This window comes from Stenotrophomonas lacuserhaii (assembly GCF_039674585.1).
In the GTDB taxonomy this organism is placed as follows: Bacteria; Pseudomonadota; Gammaproteobacteria; order Xanthomonadales; family Xanthomonadaceae; genus Stenotrophomonas; species Stenotrophomonas pennii_A.
In genome coordinates, this window is sequence record NZ_JBDJNU010000012.1 from 52,805 (window position 1) to 73,996 (window position 21,192).

Sequence of the window (21,192 nt, forward strand, 5' to 3'; positions counted from 1 at the left end):
GCTTGTCCATGTTCCGGCGGTGATACCGATGTGGACAGCGCGTGCAACTCAGCGCTTGGGCTGCAGCATGGTCCCGGTGCATTTCTTCGAACCGCAGCGGCACTCCCACACCTTCTTCAGACGGGCGGTGTGGCGCTCGGCCAGGGTGATGCCGTAGTTGTAGACCAGCTCTTCGCCGGGCGCGATATCGCGCAGCGTTTCAATGAACACTTTGTCCTCGCGCGGATTGCCGTCCTCGCTTTCTTCGATCAGCGCCTCGCAGTTGGGCTCGCAACTGTGGTTCATCCAGCGCGCTTCGTTGCCCTTGTAGTTGGCATCGATCACGTAGTCGTCGTTCAGGGTGAACAGGAAGGTGTGGCCACTTTCCACGTCGCCGCTGTCATCGGCGTCGACGTCGGCATGGCTGCGCAGCAGGCCCTTGTACTGGATCACCCGTTCACCCTTCTTGAGCGGCGCGATGGCGAACACGCCGTTGCCATGGATGGCGGATTTGCGGGCTTTGATCTTCTTCGGCATGGGCGCTGGGGCGTTCGGGAGAGAGGAGCGTTGATTCTCCCTTAATCTTCGTGATTGCCAAAATCATGGCCAGGCCGCACCATTGCGCCGCCGCCGCGGTGGCATGGGTCCAGCGGCCCCGGAACGTCCGGCTTGGACGCGGGCGCATAAAAGCGTACAATTTCGGTCCGCTTTGCAATCCAGCTGTAGACCCCCATGCTCCGCGTCACCAAGCTCACCGATTACGCCACCGTGGTGCTGACCGTGCTCGCCGCTCGTCCGGCCGAGGTACTCAGTGCCACCGAGCTGGCCGAGTTCACCGGCCTGGAACCGCCCACCGTCAGCAAGGTGCTCAAGCCGCTGGCCCAGGCCGGCCTGGTCGAAGGCCTGCGCGGGGTCCGCGGCGGCTACCGGCTGACCCGCGCGCCCGGCGAAATCTCGCTGTTCGAGGTGGTCGAAGCCATGGAAGGTCCACTGGCGCTGACCGAATGCAGCCATGACAACCACCAGTGCAACATGGCGCCCAAGTGCGGTGCACGCAGCAGCTGGCGGCTGATCAACGACGTGGTGTCCGAGGCGCTGCGTGCGGTCACGCTGGCCCAGATCCTCTCCCCCCTTCCCCTTGTTGACGACTCCCAGCGCCGCGCCATCGCGGCCGCTGTCGTCTCCTGATCCACAGGCAGCCCCCATGGCCACCGACATCATCGATACCGTCGTCACCGACGACACCCCCAACCGCGAGATCCACGAGCAGCTTGGCCGCAAGTATTCGGCCGGCTTCATCACGGACATCGAATCGGACTCCCTGCCGCCGGGCCTGGACGAGGACACCATCCGCGCCCTGTCGGCGAAGAAGGAAGAGCCCGAGTGGATGACCGAGTGGCGCCTGCAGGCATACCGCCATTTCCTCACCATGGCGATGCCGGACTGGGCCAAGCTGAAGATCGCACCGATCGACCTGCAGGGGCTGAGCTACTACTCCGCGCCGAAGGGCCCGAAGTACGCCTCGCTGGACGACGTGCCCAAGGAACTGCTGGATACCTACGACAAGCTGGGCGTGCCGCTGCACGAGCGCGCCAAGCTGGCTGGCGTGGCCGTGGATGCGGTGTTCGATTCGGTCTCCGTCGGTACTACCTTCCGCAAGGAACTGGCCGAGAAGGGCGTGATCTTCTGCTCCATGTCCGAAGCGATCAAGGAGCACCCGGACCTGGTCAGGCAGTACCTGGGTACCGTGGTGCCGGTGGGTGACAACTACTTCGCCGCGCTCAATTCGGCGGTGTTCTCCGATGGCAGCTTCGTGTTCATCCCCAAGGGCGTGCGCTGCCCGATGGAGCTGAGCACCTATTTCCGCATCAACGCCGGCCATACCGGGCAGTTCGAACGCACGCTGATCATCTGCGAAGACAAGGCGTACGTGTCCTACCTGGAAGGCTGTACCGCGCCGATGCGCGATGAGAACCAGCTGCATGCCGCCGTGGTGGAACTGGTCACGCTGGAAGATGCAGAAATCAAGTATTCCACGGTGCAGAACTGGTACCCGGGCGATGAGAACGGCGTCGGTGGCATCTACAACTTCGTCACCAAGCGGGCCGAATGCCGTGGTGCGCGCAGCAAGGTCACCTGGACCCAGGTGGAAACCGGTTCGGCGATCACCTGGAAGTACCCGTCCTGCGTCCTGCTGGGCGACGACTCGGTGGGCGAGTTCCATTCAGTGGCGTTGACCCATCACCGCCAGCAGGCCGACACCGGCACCAAGATGATCCACGTCGGCAAGCGCACCAAGAGCAAGATCATCAGCAAGGGCATCAGCGCCGGCCGCGGCCAGAACACCTACCGTGGCCTGGTGAAGATCGAACGCGGCGCCGAAGGCGCGCGCAACTACACCCAGTGCGATTCGCTGCTGATCGGCAAGAAGTGCGGTGCGCACACCTTCCCGTATATCGAGGTCAAGAACCCGGGCGCGACGGTGGAGCACGAGGCGACCACCTCGAAGATCTCCGAGGACCAGCTGTTCTACTGCCGCGCGCGTGGCATCAGCCAGGAAGACGCGGTGTCGTTGATCGTGGACGGCTTCTGCAAGCAGGTCTTCCGCGAACTGCCGATGGAATTCGCGGTGGAAGCCAAGAAGCTGCTCGACGTCTCGCTGGAAGGCTCGGTGGGCTGACGCCCGTCCTGCCCCCGCGTACTGCATTCGAACCAAAACATCATTGGCGGGCCCCGGGCCCGCACCACGGAAACCCCCACCATGCTGAAGATCGACAACCTCCACGCGCGCATCGGCGACAAGGAAATCCTCAAGGGCCTGTCGCTGGACGTGAAGCCCGGCCAGGTGCACGCCATCATGGGCCCCAACGGTGCCGGCAAGTCCACGCTGGGCAACGTGCTGTCCGGCCGTGAAGGCTATGACGTCAGCGAAGGCAGCGTGCAGTTCGAAGACGCCGACCTGCTGCAGTTGTCGCCGGAAGAGCGCGCAGCGGCCGGCCTGTTCCTGGCCTTCCAGTACCCGGTGGAGATCCCCGGCGTCAACAACACCTATTTCCTGCGCGCCGCGCTGAACGCCCAGCGCAAGGCGCGCGGCCAGGAGGAACTCGATTCGATGCAGTTCCTGAAGCTGGTGCGGCAGAAGCTGGCCGTGCTGCACCTGAAGGACGAACTGCTGCATCGTGGCGTCAACGAAGGGTTCTCCGGCGGTGAGAAGAAGCGCAACGAGATCTTCCAGCTGGCCGTGCTGGAGCCGAAGCTGGCGATCCTGGACGAGACCGATTCCGGCCTGGACATCGATGCGCTGAAGAGCGTGGCCGACGGCGTCAACGCGCTGCGCAGCCCGGAGCGTTCGTTCCTGGTCATCACCCATTACCAGCGCCTGCTGGACTACATCAAGCCGGATTTCGTGCACGTGCTGGCCGACGGCCGCATCGTGCAGTCCGGTGGACCGGAGCTGGCGCTGCAGCTGGAACAGCACGGGTATGACTTCCTGAAGAACCGCGTGGTGCCGGAGGCAGCGGTCTGATGAGCGCATTGCTGGATTCATTGGCCGCCACGTTCTGCGGCAGCGGCACGCGCCGCGACGTGCTCGACGCCGCGCTGCGCGATGGCCTGCCGGGCCCACGCAGCGAAGCGTGGAAATACACCTCGCTGCGCCAGCTGGAACGCCGCAGTTTCGCCGCCGCCCCGCTGGCCCCGCCGGCGCTGGATGTCGCCCTGCTCGATGACATCCCCTCCCCGCGCCTGGTGTTCGTCAACGGCCGCCTGCACGACGGCCTGAGCAACACCCACGGCCTGCCGGCCGGCGTGCAGCTGGAACCGCTGTCAGCGGCGTTGGCCGCCGACGAAGCCGGCGCGCGCGTGCTGGCCCGCCGCTATGAGCGCGCCGATGAAATCTTCGCCCGCCTCAATGCGGCACTGGCCGATGAGGGCGTGGTGCTGCGCGTGGACGAAGGCGTGCAGGTGGACGTGCCGCTGCAGCTGGTGTTCGCCAGCGTGGCCACCGGCAGCGACCTGGCCTGGCACCACCGCTCGCTGATCGAACTGCGTGCCGGGGCCAGCCTGGGCATCGTCGAACACCACCTGCAGGCGGGCGATGGCGCCCACCTGGACAACAGCGTGGTGCATGTCCACCTTGCCCGCGAGGCGGTGCTCAAGCACGCCCGCCTGCAGGCCGGCAGCACCCGCCAGACCAGCTTCCTGCGCACCGATGCAGTGCTGGCGCGCGATGCGCAGTACCACCGCGTGGACCTGGAACTGGGCGCTGCGCTGAGCCGCCATGAGCTCAACGTACGACTGGAGGGCGACAACGCACAGTTGACCGCCAATGGCGTGCTGCTGGGCACCGGCCGCCGGCATGTGGACACCCGACTGGGCATCGAACACATCGCACGTGACACCCGCTGCGAGCTGCTGTGGCGCGGCGTGGCCGCCAACCGCAGCCGCGTGGTCTTCCACGGCGGCATCCACATCCGCGAAGGGGCCGACGGCACCGACGCCAACCTGTCCAACAAGAACCTGCTGCTGTCGGCCGACGCCGAGATCGATACCCAGCCGACGCTGGTGATCGACGCCGAAGAGGTCAAGGCCGCGCACGGCGCCACCGTCGGCCAGCTCGATGCCAATGCGCTGTTCTACCTGCGTTCGCGCGGGTTGCCGCAGGAGCAGGCACAGGCCCTGTTGAGCGCGGCGTTCTGCCACGAGCCGCTGAAGATCCTGCCGGACGCACTGCGCGAGCAGCTGGGACGCCGGCTGGACCGCGCGCTGTCCGAGGCGGGCGTGGCATGAACCTGTCCACGCCGCGCCCGCAGGCCGACACCGGTGCCGTCCCGGACTGGGACCGCGTGCGGCAGGACTTCCCGCTGCTGATGCGCGAGGTGCACGGCAAGCCGCTGGTCTACTTCGACAACGCCAACACCGGGCAGAAGCCGGTGCAGGTGATCGGTGCGGTGGACGAGTTCTACCGCCGCTACAACGCCAATGTCAGCCGTGCGGTGCATGCACTCGGTACCGAAGCCACCGATGCCTACGAAGGGGCACGGACCAAGCTCGCCCGCTTTCTCAACGTACGCGCCAGCGAGCTGGTGCTGTGCAGCGGCACCACCTTCGCACTCAACCTGGTCGCGTATTCGTGGGCGCTGCCGCGGCTGAAGGCGGGCAATGTCATCCTGGTGTCGCGGATGGAGCACCACGCCAACATCGTGCCGTGGCAGCTGGTGGCCGAACGCACCGGCGCGACCGTGCGCGTGGCCGAGATCAGCCCGGATGGATCGCTGGACCTGGACGCCCTGCGCCGCGCCATGACCGCCGAGGTCAAACTGCTGGCGGTGGCCCATGTGTCCAACGTGCTGGGCACGGTCAACCCGGTGCGCGAGATCTGCCGCGAGGCCCGCAAGCGCGGCATCATCACCGTGGTCGACGGCTCGCAGGCGGTGCCGCACCGCAAGGTCGACGTGGCCGCGATCGGCTGTGATTTCTATGCCATCACCGGCCACAAGATGTGCGGCCCGACCGGCACCGGCGCGCTGTGGGCACGCCGCGAGCACCTGGATGCCATGCCGCCGTTCCTCGGCGGCGGCGAAATGATCAAGGAAGTCAGCTTCGACGGCACCGTGTTCAACGAGGCCCCGCACAAGTTCGAGGCCGGCACGCCGAACATCGCCGGCTTCATCGGCCTGGGCGTGGCAGTGGATTACCTGGAATCGCTGGGCCTGGCCCACGTGGAAGCCCGCGAAGCCGAACTGCTGGCGCATTTCACCGAAGAACTGCAGAAGGTCGACGGCCTGCGCATCTTTGGAACCGCTCCGGACAAGGCGGCCGTGGTGTCCTTCCTGGTCGACGGCGCACACGCCCACGACCTGGCCACCCTGCTGGACCTGGAAGGCGTGGCGATCCGTTCGGGCCAGCACTGCGCGCATCCGCTGCTGCAGTACTACGGCGTCGCCGCAACCTGCCGCGCGTCGTTGGCGTTCTACAACACACACGAAGAGATCGAGCGCTTCATCGTGGCGCTGAACAAGGTCCGCAAGCTGCTCGGTTGATGCAGACAGCGCCGGTAGCGCCGAGCCATGCTCGGCGGAAAGCGCGGGCCGACGCGTCGTCGAACGTCATCACCGAAACCTTCGCCCCGCTCTGGCGCGCTTGGCTGATGCGCTCACCGCTGCACGGCAGGATGCTGTGCGGGCCATCCGGCGTTCCGGGAGTTGTAACGATGATCCGTCCACTTGCCCTGCTGGTACTGCTGTGGTCTCCCTTGGCGGCACTCGCCGTATCGTGTGAGCAGTCCTTTCAGAGGAAGGTACTCGAGACCCGCGCGGCGGGTCGGACTGTGCTTTTCACCTTTCCCTCCGCACCGGGGCCGGCAGCAGCAGATCAGCGTGAAAGCGAGCACCTGGACTGGGTCCGCGCCAATACCTCGTGGGATGCCAGGCAGATCCTTGTGAACCACGACGATATCCTGCGCGACGCCTTGACCCGGGCTCCACCCGGCAGCGCATTGCGGGCATCACTTGAGAAATCCATCCGCAGGAACGAACGCATCCTGTCCGGCGCGATCGGCCGCTTCCGTGCGCCCAGCTGCATGGACCAGGTCGCGTTCCGGGAGTTCGTGCAGCTCGTAGACCTGAGGAAGAGCCCGCAGGAGTTCCTTGCTTATGTCTACAGCCAGGGCATGGCCAAGGTGATGATCGCCGATTTCGATGACAAGCCAGACGGCGTGATCGGGGTAACTCCTTCGCCGCGCCTGCTTGCCGAACAGGCACGTCTGCAGGCGGAGGGCTGGACCTATCATGCCCACCTGCACAACCACCCTTTCGTGTTCAACAGCTCGACCGGAGACATCGGCCCCATTGCACCCAGCGCTCCGGACATCGGAAGCTACAAAGCCGGCAATCCCGACGCCGCCTGGATCACCAACGGCGTGGAGGTGTTCGAGGTCAAACGCGCCGAGTACCAGCAATTGGAATAAGCCCAGTCTGTTACCCGCTCGCTGGCGGATTTACACTGGGACGCATGACCACGCTGACCTTCCGTGCCGCCACGCCGGCCGACATCCCCGCCCTCATCGAACTTGTCACCTCGGCCTACCGCGGTGATGCCAGCCGCGCCGGGTGGACCACCGAAGCCGACATGCTGGATGGTGCACGCATCGACGCCGAAGGGCTGCAGGCCGACATCGCGCGCCCGCGCTCCACCATCCTGCTCGCCGAACGCGCGGGCCGGCTGCTGGCCTGCGCCCACGTCGCCGACGGCGGTGAGCACGGCTACTTCGGCATGTTCGCCGTGGCGCCCACCGAGCAGGGCAGCGGCCTGGGCAAGCAGGTCATTGCCGAAGCAGAGGCACATGGCCTGCGCGAATGGGGCCTGGCCAGCATGCTGATGACCGTGATCGACATCCGCGAGGAGCTGATCGCCTTCTACGAGCGCCGTGGCTATCGCCGCACCGGCATCAAGAAGCCCTTCCCGTATGGTGACGAGCGGTTTGGCATTCCCAAGCGCGATGACCTGCAGTTCGAGATCCTGGAAAAACACCTGCAGGAGCCGGCGCGATGAGTGCTGCCTGGACCTTCGTCTGCGCCAGCACCGACCTGCTGCCGGGCGAGATGAAAAGCGTGTTCGACGAGGTCACCGGTACGCCGATCGTAGTGTTCAACCTGGACGGCGAGCTGTATGCGCTGGAAGACCAGTGCACCCATGAAGAGTTCGAACTGTCCTCCGGTGAGTTCAATACCGCGGAGGGCAGCATCGAATGCGTCCTGCACGGTGCCCGCTTCGACGTGCGCGACGGGCGCGCCCTGTGTGCCCCCGCGTACAGCCCGGCACCGAAGTTCCCGGTGAAGCGCGAACATGATGCGATCTGGACACGCGATGACCGCGATTAGTCGCTGACCCGCAGCAGGTCCGGAGCGGCGCCACGGACCGGATCAGCATCGCCTGGCCGTTGCTCATACAGCCACTGGGCCAGGTAGAGATCCAGCACCGGCAGGCCGACACAGGTCATCAACGCAGGCCGCGACGTGGCGGACGGATCGTCCATCGCGCCGTCGTGCAGGCTGCGTATCCTGAAGAGCGCTGCCAGCTCGGACAGGCGCAGGTGCTGCCGTGAGAAATACAGCGCCAGGCTCTGCGAATTGCGATGACACACACTCTTCACGTCGTCACAGATGACGGTGCCTCGCGCCAATGCCCGCTCGATGAAGGCCGCCGGCAGCTCATCCCCGCCCAGATGCAGTACGGCGATGTCGCCATGCAGCGCATCCAGCGGCACGATCGGTCTTGCGGCATTGGTCGCGGTGATCAGCAGGTCCGCCGGCTCCGCTTCTCCGTGCCCGGCACGGACATCCAGCCCGGTGCGGGCGCTTCCCGCTTCAGCGAACGCGTGCGCGCTGTCCGGTCGGCGACTGCGGACATCGACACAACGGATCCGGTGCGCATGATGGGCCCGCAGGTCATCCAGCACACACGCGGCGACAGGCCCCGCCCCATACAGGCGCACGGAAAACCGCCGGCGACCGGCGAGCAGCAGGTCGACCGCCATCGAGGCATAGGCTCCCGTCCGTCGCGCCGACAGTCCGGTGCCGTCGAACTGGGCCACCGGGGTCATGGTCAGCTTGTCGTACAGCAGCAACTGCGACTGGGAGCGAGGCAGTCCCAAGGTCAGGTTGCACGCGTTGGAGCCGACGATCTTGACCGCGCAGTAGCGTGCATTGGCGCTGACCAGCGCATTGAGCTTCCAGTTCAGCCGCTGGTTGCCCGGGCAATGCTCGGCGGCGCGGGCTCCAAGCAGCAGTGCCAGCTCGTCTTCACGGGGCTGCAGCACGACTTTGTCGCCATACGCCACGCCCTGCCCCATCTCGCCGACCGCCTGGCGGGCGAGACGGCCTGCCGTGCGTGGATCCAGGTCCACCGAGCCGCTGGCGGTGGATCCCGGACCGGCGACTGAAGCGGCGCGTTCTCGAAGGAGGTGCATGGATATTGACCCGGGCAGCGGAAGTGGCGTGCAGAGGCTAGGCGCGACGGGATGCGGAATCTTCAACGCAAATCACCTTGCTGACGCGGTCAGGCAGGCACGTACCTCATGAACCGTACTTTACCTACCCGTGTCGTACGGACCGCTTACACCGTGCACATGCGAATGGTTCGCGTTACTGCTACTATTTGTAACACTACGTATCCTCAGGCTCCTGCGTGACCCCTTGCCTGCCACGCTCCATCGCCCGCTTTGCGTCTTCATGGCGCGGCTCGGCGGTGCCGTGGGCCGTGCTGGTGCTCCTCCTGCTGTGGCAGGGCGTCGGCAGTGCGATGACCCCGGGGCCGGCGGCCTACAGGTGCGTGGGCCTGCACCCGGCGCCTCCCGTACCGCACGAGGGCCTGCCCCTCGAGCAGGCGCTTGCCGCATCCGAAGCTGAGCCGGAGGCCGGGCGCGGCGAGCCGCCGGGCGCGAAGCACGCCACATGCGACGGCGTGGAGCGTTGCGCGTCGTTGCCGGGGCAAGTGCCCCACCGGGCGCTGGCGATCCGTATCGAGGTGCCGCGCCGTCCGCCCGGCCAGGCACCGCCGCGCTGCGGCTGACCGCTGCGGCCTGCGGGCCGGGCTCGACGACTCCCCTCCTGTGGGTAACCGGCCATCGCCGGTTGCTGCCCTGTTGTCCCCTTGGCCGGCCGATGCCCGCCATCACTGAATTCCTGCCCATGACCCCGATCAGAAGCCGCAAGCACGCCTCCCCGTTCCGTCCCCTGCCGCTGGCCACCGCCAGCCTCGCCGCAGGCCTCGGCCTGGCGGCCCTGCCCTCGCTGGCCTTCGCCGAAACCAACGACGGCGCACGCACGCTGGACAAGGTGGACGTGCACGCCACCCGCGGCTACAAGGCCGACAAGGTCGCCTCGCCGAAGTTCACCCAGTCGCTGCAGGACACCCCGCAGACCCTCCAGGTGATCACCGCCGACCTGTTCAACCAGCAGGGCGCCACCACCCTGACCGAAGCGCTGCGCAACAGCCCGGGTGTCGGCACCTTCTTCGTCGGCGAGAACGGCAACACCGCCACCGGCGATGCGCTGTACATGCGGGGCTTCGACACCTCCAGCAGCCTGTTCGTCGATGGCGTGCGTGACCTGGGCTCCATCTCGCGCGATGTGTTCAATACCGAACAGGTGGAGATCACCAAGGGCCCTGCCGGCACCGACAACGGCCGTTCGGCGCCCACCGGTGCGATCAACATGGTCAGCAAGCAGGCCACGTTGCACGATGAAGTGTCCGGCACTGCCAGCCTGGGCAGCGACCAGCAGCGCCGCGCCACGGCCGACTGGAACCAGGCGCTGGGGGCGACCAGTGCGCTGCGCCTGAACGCCATGTGGCAGGACAGCGACCAGCCCGGCCGCGACCACGTCAACCATTCCCGCTGGGGCATCGCACCGTCACTGGCGTTCGGCCTGGGTACCGACACCCGCTATGTGCTCAACCTGCTTTACGTGGACCAGGACAACGTGCCCGATGGCGGCGTGCCGACCCTCGGACTGCCCGGCTGGGCGCCGCAGCCTACCCTGGAAGCGCTGGCCGGCAACCCGGTGGATCCGGAGAACTTCTACGGCACGCGCGCCGACCATGACGATGTCACCGCGAAGATGGCCACCTTCCGCATCGAACATGATTTCAACGATGCCGTGCGCTTGACCAATACCGCGCGCTGGGGCCGTACCGAACAGGACTACCTGCTCACTGCGTTCATGGGCACCGGTACCCGCGGCACCAACGGCGCACCCACCGGCAACATCCGTTACACCGACCGCAACGACCTGTCCACGTATACCGTCGCGCGCAGCCTGCCGACGCTGAAGGACCAGCGCAACACCCTGCTGACCGACCAGCTCAACCTGCGCGCCGACTTCGCCACCGGCGCCATCGCGCACAACCTCAGCACCGGGCTGGAGTTCACCCGCGAAGAGATGGACAGCTTCGGCCAGGCCGTCACCGGCGGCAGCAGCTGGCCGGCCGCGAACCTGTACACCCCGGACTGGAACGTCGGCGGCCTGACCTGGGCACACAACGGCGCCGATGCACATGGCCGGACCACCACCTGGTCGGCCTATGTGTTCGACACCCTGCACCTGGGCGAAAGCCTGCTGCTGACCGCCGGCGTGCGCGCCGACCACTACGACACCCGATACGCCAGTTCGGTGGTCTGCGGCGGCCGCGCGGGTCCGGCCTGCGGCACCAACCCGGTCGGCACGGTGCTGCGGACGCCGACCCTGGAAGCGTCGGACACGCTGCTCAACTGGAAACTCGGCGTGCTGTACAAGGCCGGCGATACGGCCAGCGTCTACGCCAACTACGCGCTGTCGCAGCAGCCGCCGGGCGGCAGCAATTTCGCCCTCAGCAGTTCGGCCAGCAGCCTGGACAACCCGCGGCTGGATCCGCAGGAAGCAAAGACGTTTGAAGTCGGCAGCAAGTGGGTCTTCCTGGATGACGCGCTGGCACTGAACCTGGCGGTCTTCCAGACCGACGTGGAGAACGAGATCAACACCCAGGTGCTGGATGAGGCCGGCAACCCGACCCAGACCGGCAGCAAGCGGGTCAAGGGCGTGGAGCTGTCCGCCGTGGGCCGCGTCACCGACAACTGGTCACTGTCAGCCGGTTACAGCCACCTGGACACCGAGGTCAAGGAAGGCGCCAACGTGGCCGCAGACGGAACCAGCAACCTCACCTACACCCCCGACGACGCCTTCACTGCATGGAGCACCTATCAGCTGCCGTTCGGGCTGACGCTGGGCGGCGGCGTGCGCTACAGCAGCGCCATGCACCGTGGCACCGATGGCGCGGTCGGCACGCCCTCCTTCACCAGGTCGTACACGGTGTATGACGCGGTGGTTTCGTACGCCGTGAACGAAGCGCTGGTGTTGCGCTTGAACGCGTACAACGTGTTGGACAAGCAGTACGTGGCTGCGATCAACAAGAGCGGCTACCGTTACACCCCGGGTACCCCGCGTACGTTCCTGCTCAGCGCGGACTTCCGCTTCTGAACCGGCGGCGCGGGAAGCCCTGGCGTCCCGCGCCTTCACCCTTACCGGACGAACACGATGCTGCTGCACATCCCCAACGTGCTCACTGCCGAGGAACTCGGCGAAGTGCTGGATCCGCTGCAACAGGCCGAGTGGACCGACGGCCGCGAAACGGTCGGTCGCCAGGGTGCACAGGTCAAGCGCAACCAGCAGTTGCCTGATGGCTCGCCCCTGAAAGCGCAGTTGGGCGAGAAGGTGCTGGCGGCCCTGCAGCGCAACCCGCTGTTCTTCGCTGCCGCACTGCCGTTGAAGATCCTGCCGCCACGCTTCAACCGTTACCAGGGTGGCGGCACCTACGGGTTCCATGTCGATGGCGCGGTGATGGCCCATGGCGCGCAGGGGCACCTGCGTTCGGATGTTTCCTGCACCCTGTTCCTGTCAGCACCGGAAGCGTACGACGGGGGCGAGTTGATCATCAGCGATACCTACGGCGAACACGAGGTGAAGCTGCCGGCCGGCGACCTGATCCTCTACCCTTCCAGCAGCCTGCACCAGGTGAACCCGGTGACCCGCGGTGCACGCATCGCCTCGTTTTTCTGGGTGCAGAGCATGGTCCGCGATGATGCACAGCGGCGCCTGCTGTGGGAGATGGACACCTCCATCGAGCGGCTGCGGCAGAGCCAGGCCGATGCCGCCGCCGTGCTGCAGCTGAGCGGGGTGTACCACAACCTGCTGCGCCGCTGGAGCGAAGTCTGACCCGCCCCCCTGACCACTAAAGCTGTCGCGAACAGTTCTCATTTGCACCAGCGAACGACTCTCACTACAATCACGCCCTGTGCACGCCGCGCTCCGCTGGCGGCCACTGTTCCGGGGCTCCTCCTTGCGTCATCCGCACCGCCACCATCAGCTCGGCGCCGCCATGCGCGGCCAGCGTCCCGCGCTGGCCAGCCTGCTGGCGTGGGTGGCGATGCTGGCATTGCTGCTGGGCTCGCTGCCGCTGCTCGCGCCGAGCGCCGACCCGCATGCGGCGTCGGCCGTGCTGCAGGCGCCGCTGCCGGTGGAAGAACGCGGCGGCGGCGACCTGCCGCTGCACGAACAGGCACCGGCCAAGCTGCGCCGGGTATCGCTGGCCGAGGAAGCCCCTGCGGCGCAGACCACGCCAGACCGGACCGGTGCCATCGCCGTGCTGGGCTGGACGCTGTTCGCGCACACGCCCACCGACGCGGCTGACCGTTGCCGCGACTGGCGCCGTGCCAGCGCGCAGCCGCCGCGCGCCGATGCGCCGGGACGCCGCCAGCAACGCGGCCAGGCGCCTCCGCTGGCCTGATCCACCTTCCGCGTGGCCCTGTCCGGGGCGTGCGCGTCGATCGCTTCTGTCGCATTCGTCACCTGTCGGCCCGGACCGGGCCCTTCGCACCGCACCGCGCCTCCGGCGTCGGCCGCGGCGCTTTCCAGCACCCTTTGGAGTTACTGCCATGGCCCAGCGCCATCGTCTGCGTTCGTCCGTTTCCCGCACCGTCCTGTCCAGCGCCCTGCTGTGCGCCCTGGCCGCGCCGGTCTTCGCCGAAGTCGCCGCACCGCGCACCCTGGACCAGGTGGTGGTCACCGCGTCCGGCTTCGAACAGAAGATCACCGATGCACCGGCCAGCATTTCGGTCATCACCCGCGAAGAACTGGCCAAGCGCCCGTACATGACCCTGCTGGATGCAGTGCGTGACCTGGAAGGGGTGGACGTCGGCGAGACCCGTGACAAGACCGGCCAGGGCTCGGTTTCCATGCGTGGCATGGGCTCGGACTACACGCTGCTGCTGATCAACGGCCGCCGCCAGAACAACCACGGCGACATCTACCCGAACAACTTCGGCGGCAACCAGTTCAACCACATCCCGCCGCTGGATGCGATCGAGCGCATCGAAGTGATCCGCGGCCCCGCCTCCACCCTGTACGGCGCCGATGCGATGGGCGGTGTGATCAACGTGATCACCAAGCGCGCGCTCGACAGCTGGCATGGCTCGGCCACCGTCGGCCGCACCTTCGAAACCGACGACCAGTTCGGCGATGACAGCACTGTCGATGCCTTCATCACCGGCCCGCTGCTGCCGGGCGTGCTGAACCTCAGCGCGCGTGCCAGCTGGTATGACCGCAAGGCGTCCAACCCGGTGTATTCGCCGTCCACCGATCCGGCCGGCGTGGAGCACACCCGCCCACTGGGCTTCGGCGCCGGTGGCAAGACCGTGGACAACACCAACAAGTCCGGCGGCGTCAGCCTGGAATGGAATGCCAGCGATGCCCAGCGCATCACCCTGGACTTCGACACATCGCGCCAGGAATACGACAACTCGATCAAGATCAACGACGCCGGCGTAGAGGAGTACCCGGTCGGCACCGTCGATGGCATCGCCTCGATCTGGCGCGGCAACTCCACCACCTGCATCAGCCGCCGCAACTGCACGCGCGCCGATCCGCGCGTCGGCTACAGCGCCAGCCAGGAGTTCACCCGCGATGCGTGGGCACTGACCCACGAAGGGGACTGGAGCTTCGGCCGCAGCCTGGTGTCGCTGGCCCACGTGGCCACCAACAACGATGGCCGCACCATGCCGTTCACCGTGGACGAACGCCGCCAGCTGCTGCAGATGCTCAACGGCACCGGCGCCTATGTCGGCCAGACCGAGGCGCAGCGCCGCGCCGCCGCCGAAGCCGCCTTCCTGCCGCGTCCCAAGCGCACGCTGGAAAGCGCGCAGTACACCCTGGATGCCAAGCTGGACATCCCGTTCCAGGCTGCCGGCGAACACATCGCCGTGGTCGGCGCGCAGGTGATCCGCGGTGAGCTGACCGACGGGGTGTTCGGCATGGAAAGCGGCAATCCCGGCCAGGTCCAGGACCACAACATGTACTCGCTGTTCGCCGAGGACACCTGGAACATCACTGCACCGTTCGCGCTCACCTACGGCCTGCGTTTCGATGACCATGAAGTGTTCGGCAACCACCTCAGCCCGCGCCTGTACGGTGTGTACACGCTCAACGAAGCGTGGACGGTCAAGGGCGGCGTCAGCACTGGATTCAAGACCCCAAAGACCACCCAGCTGTACGACGGGGTGACCGGCTTCGGTGGCCAGGGCACGTCGCCCATGTACGGCAACCCGGACCTGCAGCCGGAAACCAGCACCAGCACCGAACTGGCGGTGTACTGGCAGCACCCGCAGGGCCACAGCGCCAACGCCACCGTGTTCCACAATAAGTTCGACGACAAGATCGCCTCGCAGCCGTGCGGCCCCGGTTTCGCGCTGGCGTGCAGCAGCAGCGGCGAGTACGCCGAACTGGGCTATGCCAGCAGCTCGCGCACGGTGAACATCGACGAGGTGGTGATCCAGGGCGCGGAAGTGGCCGGCCGTTGGGAGATCAGCGAACGCTTCGCGCTGCGCGCCAACTACACCTATACCGACAGCGAACAGAAGAGCGGCGCGGAGAAGGGCCTGCCGCTGGGCAACAGTGCCAAGCACATGGCCAACGCCACCTTCGACTGGCAGGCCAGCGAGCGCTTGAACGTGTTCCTGACCGGGGAAATGCGCTCCAAGCGCTACCGCGGGGTCAGCGCCATCACCAGCCAGCCGCTGTACTACAAGGATTACACCGTGCTGCACCTGGGCGCGTCCTACGAGGCGACCGAATGGTTGACCGTCAACGCGCGCATCAACAATCTGCTGGACCGCGACTTCACCACCTACCAGGCCACGTTCACCGACCTGGACGGCAACGGCGCCTATGCCGATGGCGGCAATGAAGTGCTGTTCGAGGATGACTACAACAACAAGGACAAGGCACGCAGCGTCTGGGTCAGCCTGAATTTCTCGTTCTGAAGGCTCACCTAATTGCGAACTATTCTCATCAATGCTGTAATGCTTCCTCTCTTCGAGCCCTGTCCCTCCGCGTGAGCCGTTCCGTCTCTTCTACCGTGCAGCAACAACAAAGCCGCGGTTTCTGGCTGCGTACGCTGCACCAGTGGCACTGGATCAGCTCGGCGGTCTGCCTGATCGGCATGCTGCTGTTCGCCGCCACCGGCATCACGCTCAACCACGCGGCGAAGATCGAAGCGACCCCGCAGGTGGACAACCGCCAGCTGGAACTGCCTGCCGCGCTGCTGGCACAGCTGGGCACGCGCGACGACGGCAACGCGCCGTTGCCGCGTCCCGCGCGCCAGTGGCTGGATGCGGAACTGGACATTTCCATCGGCGGCCGCGCCGCGGAGTGGTCGCCCGAAGAGATCTACCTGTCGCTGCCGCGTCCCGGCGGCGATGCGTGGCTGAGCATCGACCGCGCAAGCGGCGCGGTGGAATTCGAATCCACCTCGCGCGGGGCGGTGTCCTACCTCAACGACCTGCACAAGGGGCGCAATGCCGGCCCGGCGTGGGGCTGGTTCCTGGATGTGTTCGCCGTGGCCTGCCTGGTGTTCTGCATCACCGGCCTGTTCCTGTTGCACCTGCATGCGCGGCAGCGGCGCATGACCTGGCCGCTGGTCGGCCTGGGCCTGATGATCCCGCTGCTGATCGCCCTGTTGTTGATCCACTGACCTTCCCTGCCCTTTCCTGCTGGAGCCGCCCATGCGCGTCACCCTCACCATCGCCCTCAGCGGCCTGCTGGCCACCTCGCCGGCCTACGCGACCACGCTGGACATCAACGTCGAAGTCCCCAAGCTCAACGTCGCCGAGTACCACCGCCCGTACGTGGCGATCTGGCTGGAAGGGGCCGACCAGAAGGTCGCCGCCAACCTGTCGGTCTGGTACCAGCAGACCGGCAACAGCGAAGGCCATGGCACCAAGTGGCTGCCGGACCTGCGCCAGTGGTGGCGCAAGAGCGGCCGCACGCTGGACGTACCCGTGGACGGCGTGACCGGGCCGACCCGTCCGGTCGGCACCCATGCGCTGTCGTTCAACGACCGCCAGCCTGCGCTGAAGGATCTCGCACCCGGCAACTACACCCTGGTGGTCGAAGCGGCGCGCGAAGTCGGCGGCCGTGAACTGGTCAAGGTGCCTTTCAGCTGGCCGGCAAAGTCCGCGCAGAACGGTTCGGCACAAGGCAGCACCGAACTGGGCAAGGTCACCCTCGCCATCAAGCCCTGAGCTGTTCCAGCATGGGTCCGTACCTTCTTTCTCCTGGAGTCATACCCCGATGAAGCGCACGCTCGTCCTCGCCGCCGCCCTGGCTGCTGCCCTTCCGTTCTCCGCCCTGGCCCACAAGGCCTGGCTGCTGCCGTCGCAGACCGTGATCGCCGGTACCAACCCGTGGATCACCGTCGACGGTGCCGTATCCAACGACCTGTTCTACTTCAACCACGTGCCGCTGCGCCTGGAATCGGTGGTGGTCACCGCGCCGGATGGCAGCAGCGTGCAGCCGCAGAACAGTGCCACCGGCAAGTTCCGCAGCGTGTTCGACATCGAGCTGAAGCAGGCCGGCACCTACCGCATCGCGTCGGTCAACGACGGTCTGTTCGCCACCTATGAGTTGAATGGCGAGCGCAAGCGCTGGCGCGGCAACGCGGCCAGCTTCGGCGAACTGCCGAAGGACGCGAAGAACGTGCAGGTATCCGAATCGGTCGGCCGGGTGGAAACCTTCGTCACCAATGGCGCGCCGAATGCCACCGCGCTCAAGCCGACCAACAAGGGCATCGAGCTGATCGCGATGGGCCACCCGAACGATCTGTTCGCCGGCGAAGAAGCGACCTTCCACGTGCTGGTGGATGGCAAGCCGACCGCCGGCCTGGAGTTCGAGATCGTGCGTGGCGCCACGCGTTACCGCAACGCGCAGGAAGAGATCAAGGTCACCAGCGATGCCAAGGGCGAGATCAAGGTGAGCTGGCCGGAAGCCGGCATGTACTGGCTGGAAACCGGCACCGAAGACAACAAGACCTCGGTGAAGCAGGCTGAAAAGCGTAGGCTGAGCTACGTGGCGACGCTGGAAGTGCTGCCGCAGTGATCGATCCCCGGAGCCGGGCCTGGCCCGGCTCCACTGGCACCCTTACGCACTCGCTGATGACCAACCCGTTACTCGACATCGCGCGCCTCGGCGGCACCACCATGGGCACTTCATGGTCGGTCTCACTGACGGTGCCGCGCAGCCGCGACCTGCATCCGCTGCACGCCGGCATCCAGGCCCAGCTGGACCGTGTCGTGGCGCAGATGAGCACCTGGGAACCGACGTCGGACCTGAGCCGTTACAACCGCGCCGCCGCGGGCAGCTGGCATCCACTGCCGCTGCAGACCCGCCAGGTGCTGGCCGCTGCGCAGGACGTTGCAGCAGCCAGCGACGGCGCTTTCGATCCCACGCTCGGCCCCTTGGTGGCGCTGTGGGGTTTCGGTGCGCATGCCGCCGCGCGTGATCGCCCGGATACCCACGCTGTCGAAGCGACCCGCGCACGCTGCGGCTGGCAGAAACTGCAGTGGCAGGGCGATGCGCTGCTGCAGCCCGGCGGGTTGGAACTGGATCTGTCGGCGATTGCCAAGGGCTTCGGCGTAGACGAAGTGGTGCGCTGGCTGCAGGACCAGCACGTGAGCGCCGCGTTGGTGGAAGTAGGCGGCGAACTGCATGGGTACGGCCGCAAGCCCGATGGCCAGCCATGGCGCGTGCTGGTGGAATCCGCCCCGGAAGAAGACGCGCGTACGCCTACCCCGCCGCGCGTGCTGGAACTGGACGGCAAGGCGATCGCCACTTCCGGCGACCGCTGGCACCACTACCAGCAGGACGGCGAACCGATCAGCCACAGCGTGGATCCGCGCAGCGGCCTGCCGGTACAGCGCGCGGCCGCGGCGGTGACCGTGGTCGCCGACGATGCCATGCACGGCGATGCGTGGGCGACCGCACTGACCGTGCTCGGCCGCGATGCGGGACTGGAACTGGCCACCCGCCTGCAGTTGGCGGCGCGCTTCCTGGAACGCGGCACTGATGGTCCGCTGGAAACGCTCAGCCCTGCCTTCCAGGCGCTGCTGCCATGAGCCTGCGCCCGTCACGCGCGCTGTTCGGCAACCTGCTGGTGATGCTGGTCCTGGCCATCGTGGCCTGGCTGCTGCTGCGCCTGCACCTGGGCGAAAGCGGGTGGGAGCTTGCCCCGCGCCGCGCCGCGCTGTGGACCGCGATCGCCTCCGCCTGCGGCTACGCCGCACTGTGTGCCCTGCTGTGGTGGCAGACCCGGCCACGCCGCGAGCGGACCGATCCGGCGCAGCGGCCGATCCTGCTGGTGTGGGCCAGCCAGACCGGCTTTGCCGCGCAGCTGGCCGAACGCAGTGCCGATGCCCTGCGCGGTGCCGGCCTGGCAGTGCGCGTGCGCAGCATCGAGCAGCTGGATGCGGCCCTGCTGGCGGACAGCGAACGCGCGTTGTTCATCGCCAGCACCACCGGTGAAGGCGATCCGCCCGACCATGCCGCCCCGTTCCTGCGCCGGCTGATGACCGCAACGCCGTCGCTGGGCCACCTGCATTACGGCGTGCTGGCGCTGGGCGACCACAGCTACGCGCACTACTGTGCGTTCGGCCACCAGCTGGACGACTGGCTGCGCCGGCATGGCGCGCACGCGCTGTTCGACACGGTGGAAGTGGACAACGCCGACCCGGCCAGCCTGCGCCACTGGCAGCAACTGCTGGGCCAACTGGGTGGCGATGCCAGCGACCAGCCGGACTGGAGTCCGGTGGACTACCAGGCATGGACGCTGCTGCAGCGCGAGCATCTCAACCCCGGCAGCGCAGGCGGCCCGGTGCACTGGCTGCGACTGCAATCGCCCGTAACGGAAGCTGGCAGCGAGGTGCGATGGCAGGCCGGCGACATCGCCGAGATCGGCCCCCGGCACGCCCCGGGCGTGGTGCAGGCATGGCTGCAACGGCACCAGCTGCAGGGCGACACGCTGCTGGCCGATGGGCAGACCCTGCAGGCGCGGCTGTCACGTTCGCACCTGCCCGGGGTCACCGCCGGTGGCGACCTGCAGACCCTGCTGGCGATGCTGCAACCCCTGCCACACCGCGAATACTCCATTGCCTCGGCCATGCACGACGGCGCAGTGGAACTGCTGCTGCGGCGGCAACTGCGCGCCGACGGCACGCCGGGCATCGGCAGTGGTTGGCTGTGCGACGTCGCACCGGTTGGCGGTACGATCGACCTGCGCCTGCGCCGCAACCCCAATTTCCACGGCGTGGACCGCACGCGGCCGTTGATCCTGATCGGCAACGGTACCGGCATCGCCGGGCTGCGCGCGCACCTGCACGAACGCGAAGCGGCCGGCGCCAGCCGCAACTGGCTGCTGTTCGGCGAGCGTAATGCCGCGCACGATTTCCACTTCGGCGACGAACTGGTGCAGATGCAGCAGCGCGGCATGCTGGAGCGCCTGGATGCGGTGTTCAGCCGCGACGGCGGTGCCCATCGCTACGTGCAGGACCGCCTGTTGGCAGAAGCCGGGCGACTGCGCCAGTGGGTCGACGAGGGCGCGGCGATCCTGGTCTGCGGCAGCCTGCAGGGCATGGCGCCGGCAGTGGACGCGGTGATCGAACAGGTGCTGGGCGCCGAAGGAAAAGAGGCGCTGGTGCTGGCCGGACGCTACCGCCGCGACGTGTACTGAAGCACGCGCTACGGCACCGCCGGACCCAGCCGGATCGCCAGCAGCTCACCGCCGCCGTGCAGTGCATGGCGGCGACGCTCGCCGGCAGCCAGCCAGGCCGTGTCGCCCTGCTGCATCGGCGGCAGATCAACGTCGGCGTCGGCGTCGAAGCGGGCCTGCCCGGCCAGCAGGTGGATGGCCCAGGCCACGTCCGGTTCGGTGAAGAAGTACATCGGCCCTACGATGGGCCGGTGCAGCAGCTGCGCAGTCACTGCGTCACGCCGCCACATCAGGTTGAAATCATGGGTGGTGCCGTCCACCAGTTCGCCGTGCAGTGCCTGTTCGCCGGCAAACCGTACGCGACCATGCGGCGGCAGCACCTCTTCTACCCGGCCATCATCGAAGCGCAGGCGCACCCCGTTTCCGTGCAGCAGCACCAGTTCGCGATCCACGCCCGGGAAGCTGGAAAATGCTGCGTCTGATTCAATTTCGGCGATTGAAAGACGCACGGCCCAGTCTTCGCCGTCGCTCGGCAGGCGCAGGATTTCCCGCGTCCAGCCCAGCCCATTGCGCCAGCGTTCGCGGCGGTAATCGATGCTGGGGATGACCCGGCTGGGGTGCTGCAGGATGTCGGTCGCGTTCATG

Annotated in this window: 21 protein-coding genes; 18 read left to right on the forward strand and 3 right to left on the reverse strand. The window is 67.0% G+C overall.

Annotated features, from left to right (window positions below):
• Positions 1 to 48 precede the first annotated feature (48 nt).
• Positions 49 to 516, reverse strand: coding sequence for an SET domain-containing protein (locus ABE522_RS07085; RefSeq protein WP_346591076.1), 468 nt, complete (start codon positions 514 to 516; stop codon positions 49 to 51).
• A 195-nt stretch (positions 517 to 711) separates the two neighbouring features.
• Between ABE522_RS07085 and ABE522_RS07090 the strand changes: the two genes are divergently transcribed.
• The 8 genes from ABE522_RS07090 (at position 712) to ABE522_RS07125 (ending at position 7,859) form a co-directional block, all read left to right on the forward strand.
• On the forward strand, positions 712 to 1,167 hold the full coding sequence (locus ABE522_RS07090; RefSeq protein WP_042615235.1) for an SUF system Fe-S cluster assembly regulator: 456 nt from the start codon (positions 712 to 714) through the stop codon (positions 1,165 to 1,167).
• Positions 1,168 to 1,183: 16 nt separating this feature from the next.
• Entirely contained in the window at positions 1,184 to 2,659 is a 1,476-nt protein-coding gene (gene sufB, locus ABE522_RS07095; RefSeq protein ID WP_346591077.1) for a Fe-S cluster assembly protein SufB, read from the forward strand.
• Positions 2,660 to 2,740: 81 nt separating this feature from the next.
• Positions 2,741 to 3,505, forward strand: a complete 765-nt coding sequence (gene sufC / locus ABE522_RS07100) for a Fe-S cluster assembly ATPase SufC (protein ID WP_346591078.1) — start codon at positions 2,741 to 2,743, stop codon at positions 3,503 to 3,505.
• Positions 3,505 to 4,767, forward strand: a complete 1,263-nt coding sequence (gene sufD / locus ABE522_RS07105; RefSeq protein ID WP_346591079.1) for a Fe-S cluster assembly protein SufD — start codon at positions 3,505 to 3,507, stop codon at positions 4,765 to 4,767. Before sufC ends, sufD begins: the two co-directional genes overlap by 1 nt.
• The gene (locus tag ABE522_RS07110) at positions 4,764 to 6,020 is read left to right on the forward strand and encodes a cysteine desulfurase (protein ID WP_346591080.1); all 1,257 of its coding nucleotides are present in this window, start codon (positions 4,764 to 4,766) and stop codon (positions 6,018 to 6,020) included. Before sufD ends, ABE522_RS07110 begins: the two co-directional genes overlap by 4 nt.
• Positions 6,020 to 6,946, forward strand: coding sequence for a hypothetical protein (locus tag ABE522_RS07115; RefSeq protein ID WP_346591081.1), 927 nt, complete (start codon positions 6,020 to 6,022; stop codon positions 6,944 to 6,946). Before ABE522_RS07110 ends, ABE522_RS07115 begins: the two co-directional genes overlap by 1 nt.
• Positions 6,947 to 6,990: 44 nt before the next feature.
• Positions 6,991 to 7,530, forward strand: coding sequence for a GNAT family N-acetyltransferase (locus ABE522_RS07120; protein ID WP_346591082.1), 540 nt, complete (start codon positions 6,991 to 6,993; stop codon positions 7,528 to 7,530).
• Entirely contained in the window at positions 7,527 to 7,859 is a 333-nt protein-coding gene (locus tag ABE522_RS07125) for a non-heme iron oxygenase ferredoxin subunit (protein ID WP_346591083.1), read from the forward strand. Before ABE522_RS07120 ends, ABE522_RS07125 begins: the two co-directional genes overlap by 4 nt.
• Here the strand turns inward: ABE522_RS07125 and ABE522_RS07130 are convergent.
• The gene (locus tag ABE522_RS07130) at positions 7,856 to 8,947 is read right to left on the reverse strand and encodes a hypothetical protein (RefSeq protein ID WP_346591084.1); all 1,092 of its coding nucleotides are present in this window, start codon (positions 8,945 to 8,947) and stop codon (positions 7,856 to 7,858) included. The genes ABE522_RS07125 and ABE522_RS07130 overlap by 4 nt on opposite strands.
• A gap of 290 nt (positions 8,948 to 9,237) precedes the next feature.
• Between ABE522_RS07130 and ABE522_RS07135 the strand changes: the two genes are divergently transcribed.
• From ABE522_RS07135 to ABE522_RS07180, 10 genes are all read left to right on the forward strand, one after another.
• On the forward strand, positions 9,238 to 9,549 hold the full coding sequence (locus ABE522_RS07135) for a hypothetical protein (RefSeq protein ID WP_346591085.1): 312 nt from the start codon (positions 9,238 to 9,240) through the stop codon (positions 9,547 to 9,549).
• Positions 9,550 to 9,668: 119 nt separating this feature from the next.
• Positions 9,669 to 11,993 (forward strand): catecholate siderophore receptor Fiu, encoded by a 2,325-nt coding sequence (locus tag ABE522_RS07140; protein WP_346591086.1) that lies wholly within the window; start codon positions 9,669 to 9,671, stop codon positions 11,991 to 11,993.
• A gap of 57 nt (positions 11,994 to 12,050) precedes the next feature.
• On the forward strand, positions 12,051 to 12,728 hold the full coding sequence (locus ABE522_RS07145) for a Fe2+-dependent dioxygenase (protein WP_346591087.1): 678 nt from the start codon (positions 12,051 to 12,053) through the stop codon (positions 12,726 to 12,728).
• 124 nt (positions 12,729 to 12,852) lie between these two features.
• Positions 12,853 to 13,299 (forward strand): hypothetical protein, encoded by a 447-nt coding sequence (locus ABE522_RS07150; RefSeq protein ID WP_346591088.1) that lies wholly within the window; start codon positions 12,853 to 12,855, stop codon positions 13,297 to 13,299.
• A gap of 148 nt (positions 13,300 to 13,447) precedes the next feature.
• On the forward strand, positions 13,448 to 15,829 hold the full coding sequence (locus ABE522_RS07155) for a TonB-dependent receptor domain-containing protein (RefSeq protein WP_346591089.1): 2,382 nt from the start codon (positions 13,448 to 13,450) through the stop codon (positions 15,827 to 15,829).
• Between the two features lie 71 nt (positions 15,830 to 15,900).
• The gene (locus ABE522_RS07160; protein WP_346591090.1) at positions 15,901 to 16,539 is read left to right on the forward strand and encodes a PepSY-associated TM helix domain-containing protein; all 639 of its coding nucleotides are present in this window, start codon (positions 15,901 to 15,903) and stop codon (positions 16,537 to 16,539) included.
• Positions 16,540 to 16,570: 31 nt separating this feature from the next.
• A complete protein-coding gene (locus tag ABE522_RS07165; protein ID WP_346591091.1) occupies positions 16,571 to 17,089 on the forward strand; it encodes a DUF2271 domain-containing protein in 519 nt (172 codons plus the stop codon).
• A 49-nt stretch (positions 17,090 to 17,138) separates the two neighbouring features.
• Positions 17,139 to 17,942, forward strand: a complete 804-nt coding sequence (locus ABE522_RS07170) for a DUF4198 domain-containing protein (RefSeq protein WP_346591092.1) — start codon at positions 17,139 to 17,141, stop codon at positions 17,940 to 17,942.
• A 56-nt stretch (positions 17,943 to 17,998) separates the two neighbouring features.
• Positions 17,999 to 18,958, forward strand: a complete 960-nt coding sequence (locus tag ABE522_RS07175) for an FAD:protein FMN transferase (RefSeq protein ID WP_346591093.1) — start codon at positions 17,999 to 18,001, stop codon at positions 18,956 to 18,958.
• The gene (locus ABE522_RS07180) at positions 18,955 to 20,568 is read left to right on the forward strand and encodes a sulfite reductase subunit alpha (RefSeq protein WP_346591094.1); all 1,614 of its coding nucleotides are present in this window, start codon (positions 18,955 to 18,957) and stop codon (positions 20,566 to 20,568) included. The genes ABE522_RS07175 and ABE522_RS07180 overlap by 4 nt, the downstream gene beginning before the upstream one ends.
• A gap of 8 nt (positions 20,569 to 20,576) precedes the next feature.
• On the opposite strand, the gene ABE522_RS07185 is transcribed toward ABE522_RS07180, so the two are convergent.
• Positions 20,577 to 21,191 carry a HutD/Ves family protein gene (locus tag ABE522_RS07185; protein ID WP_346591095.1) on the reverse strand — a complete coding sequence of 205 codons (615 nt, stop codon included), beginning with the start codon at positions 21,189 to 21,191 and terminating at the stop codon, positions 20,577 to 20,579.
• Between the last annotated feature and the right edge of the window lies 1 nt (position 21,192).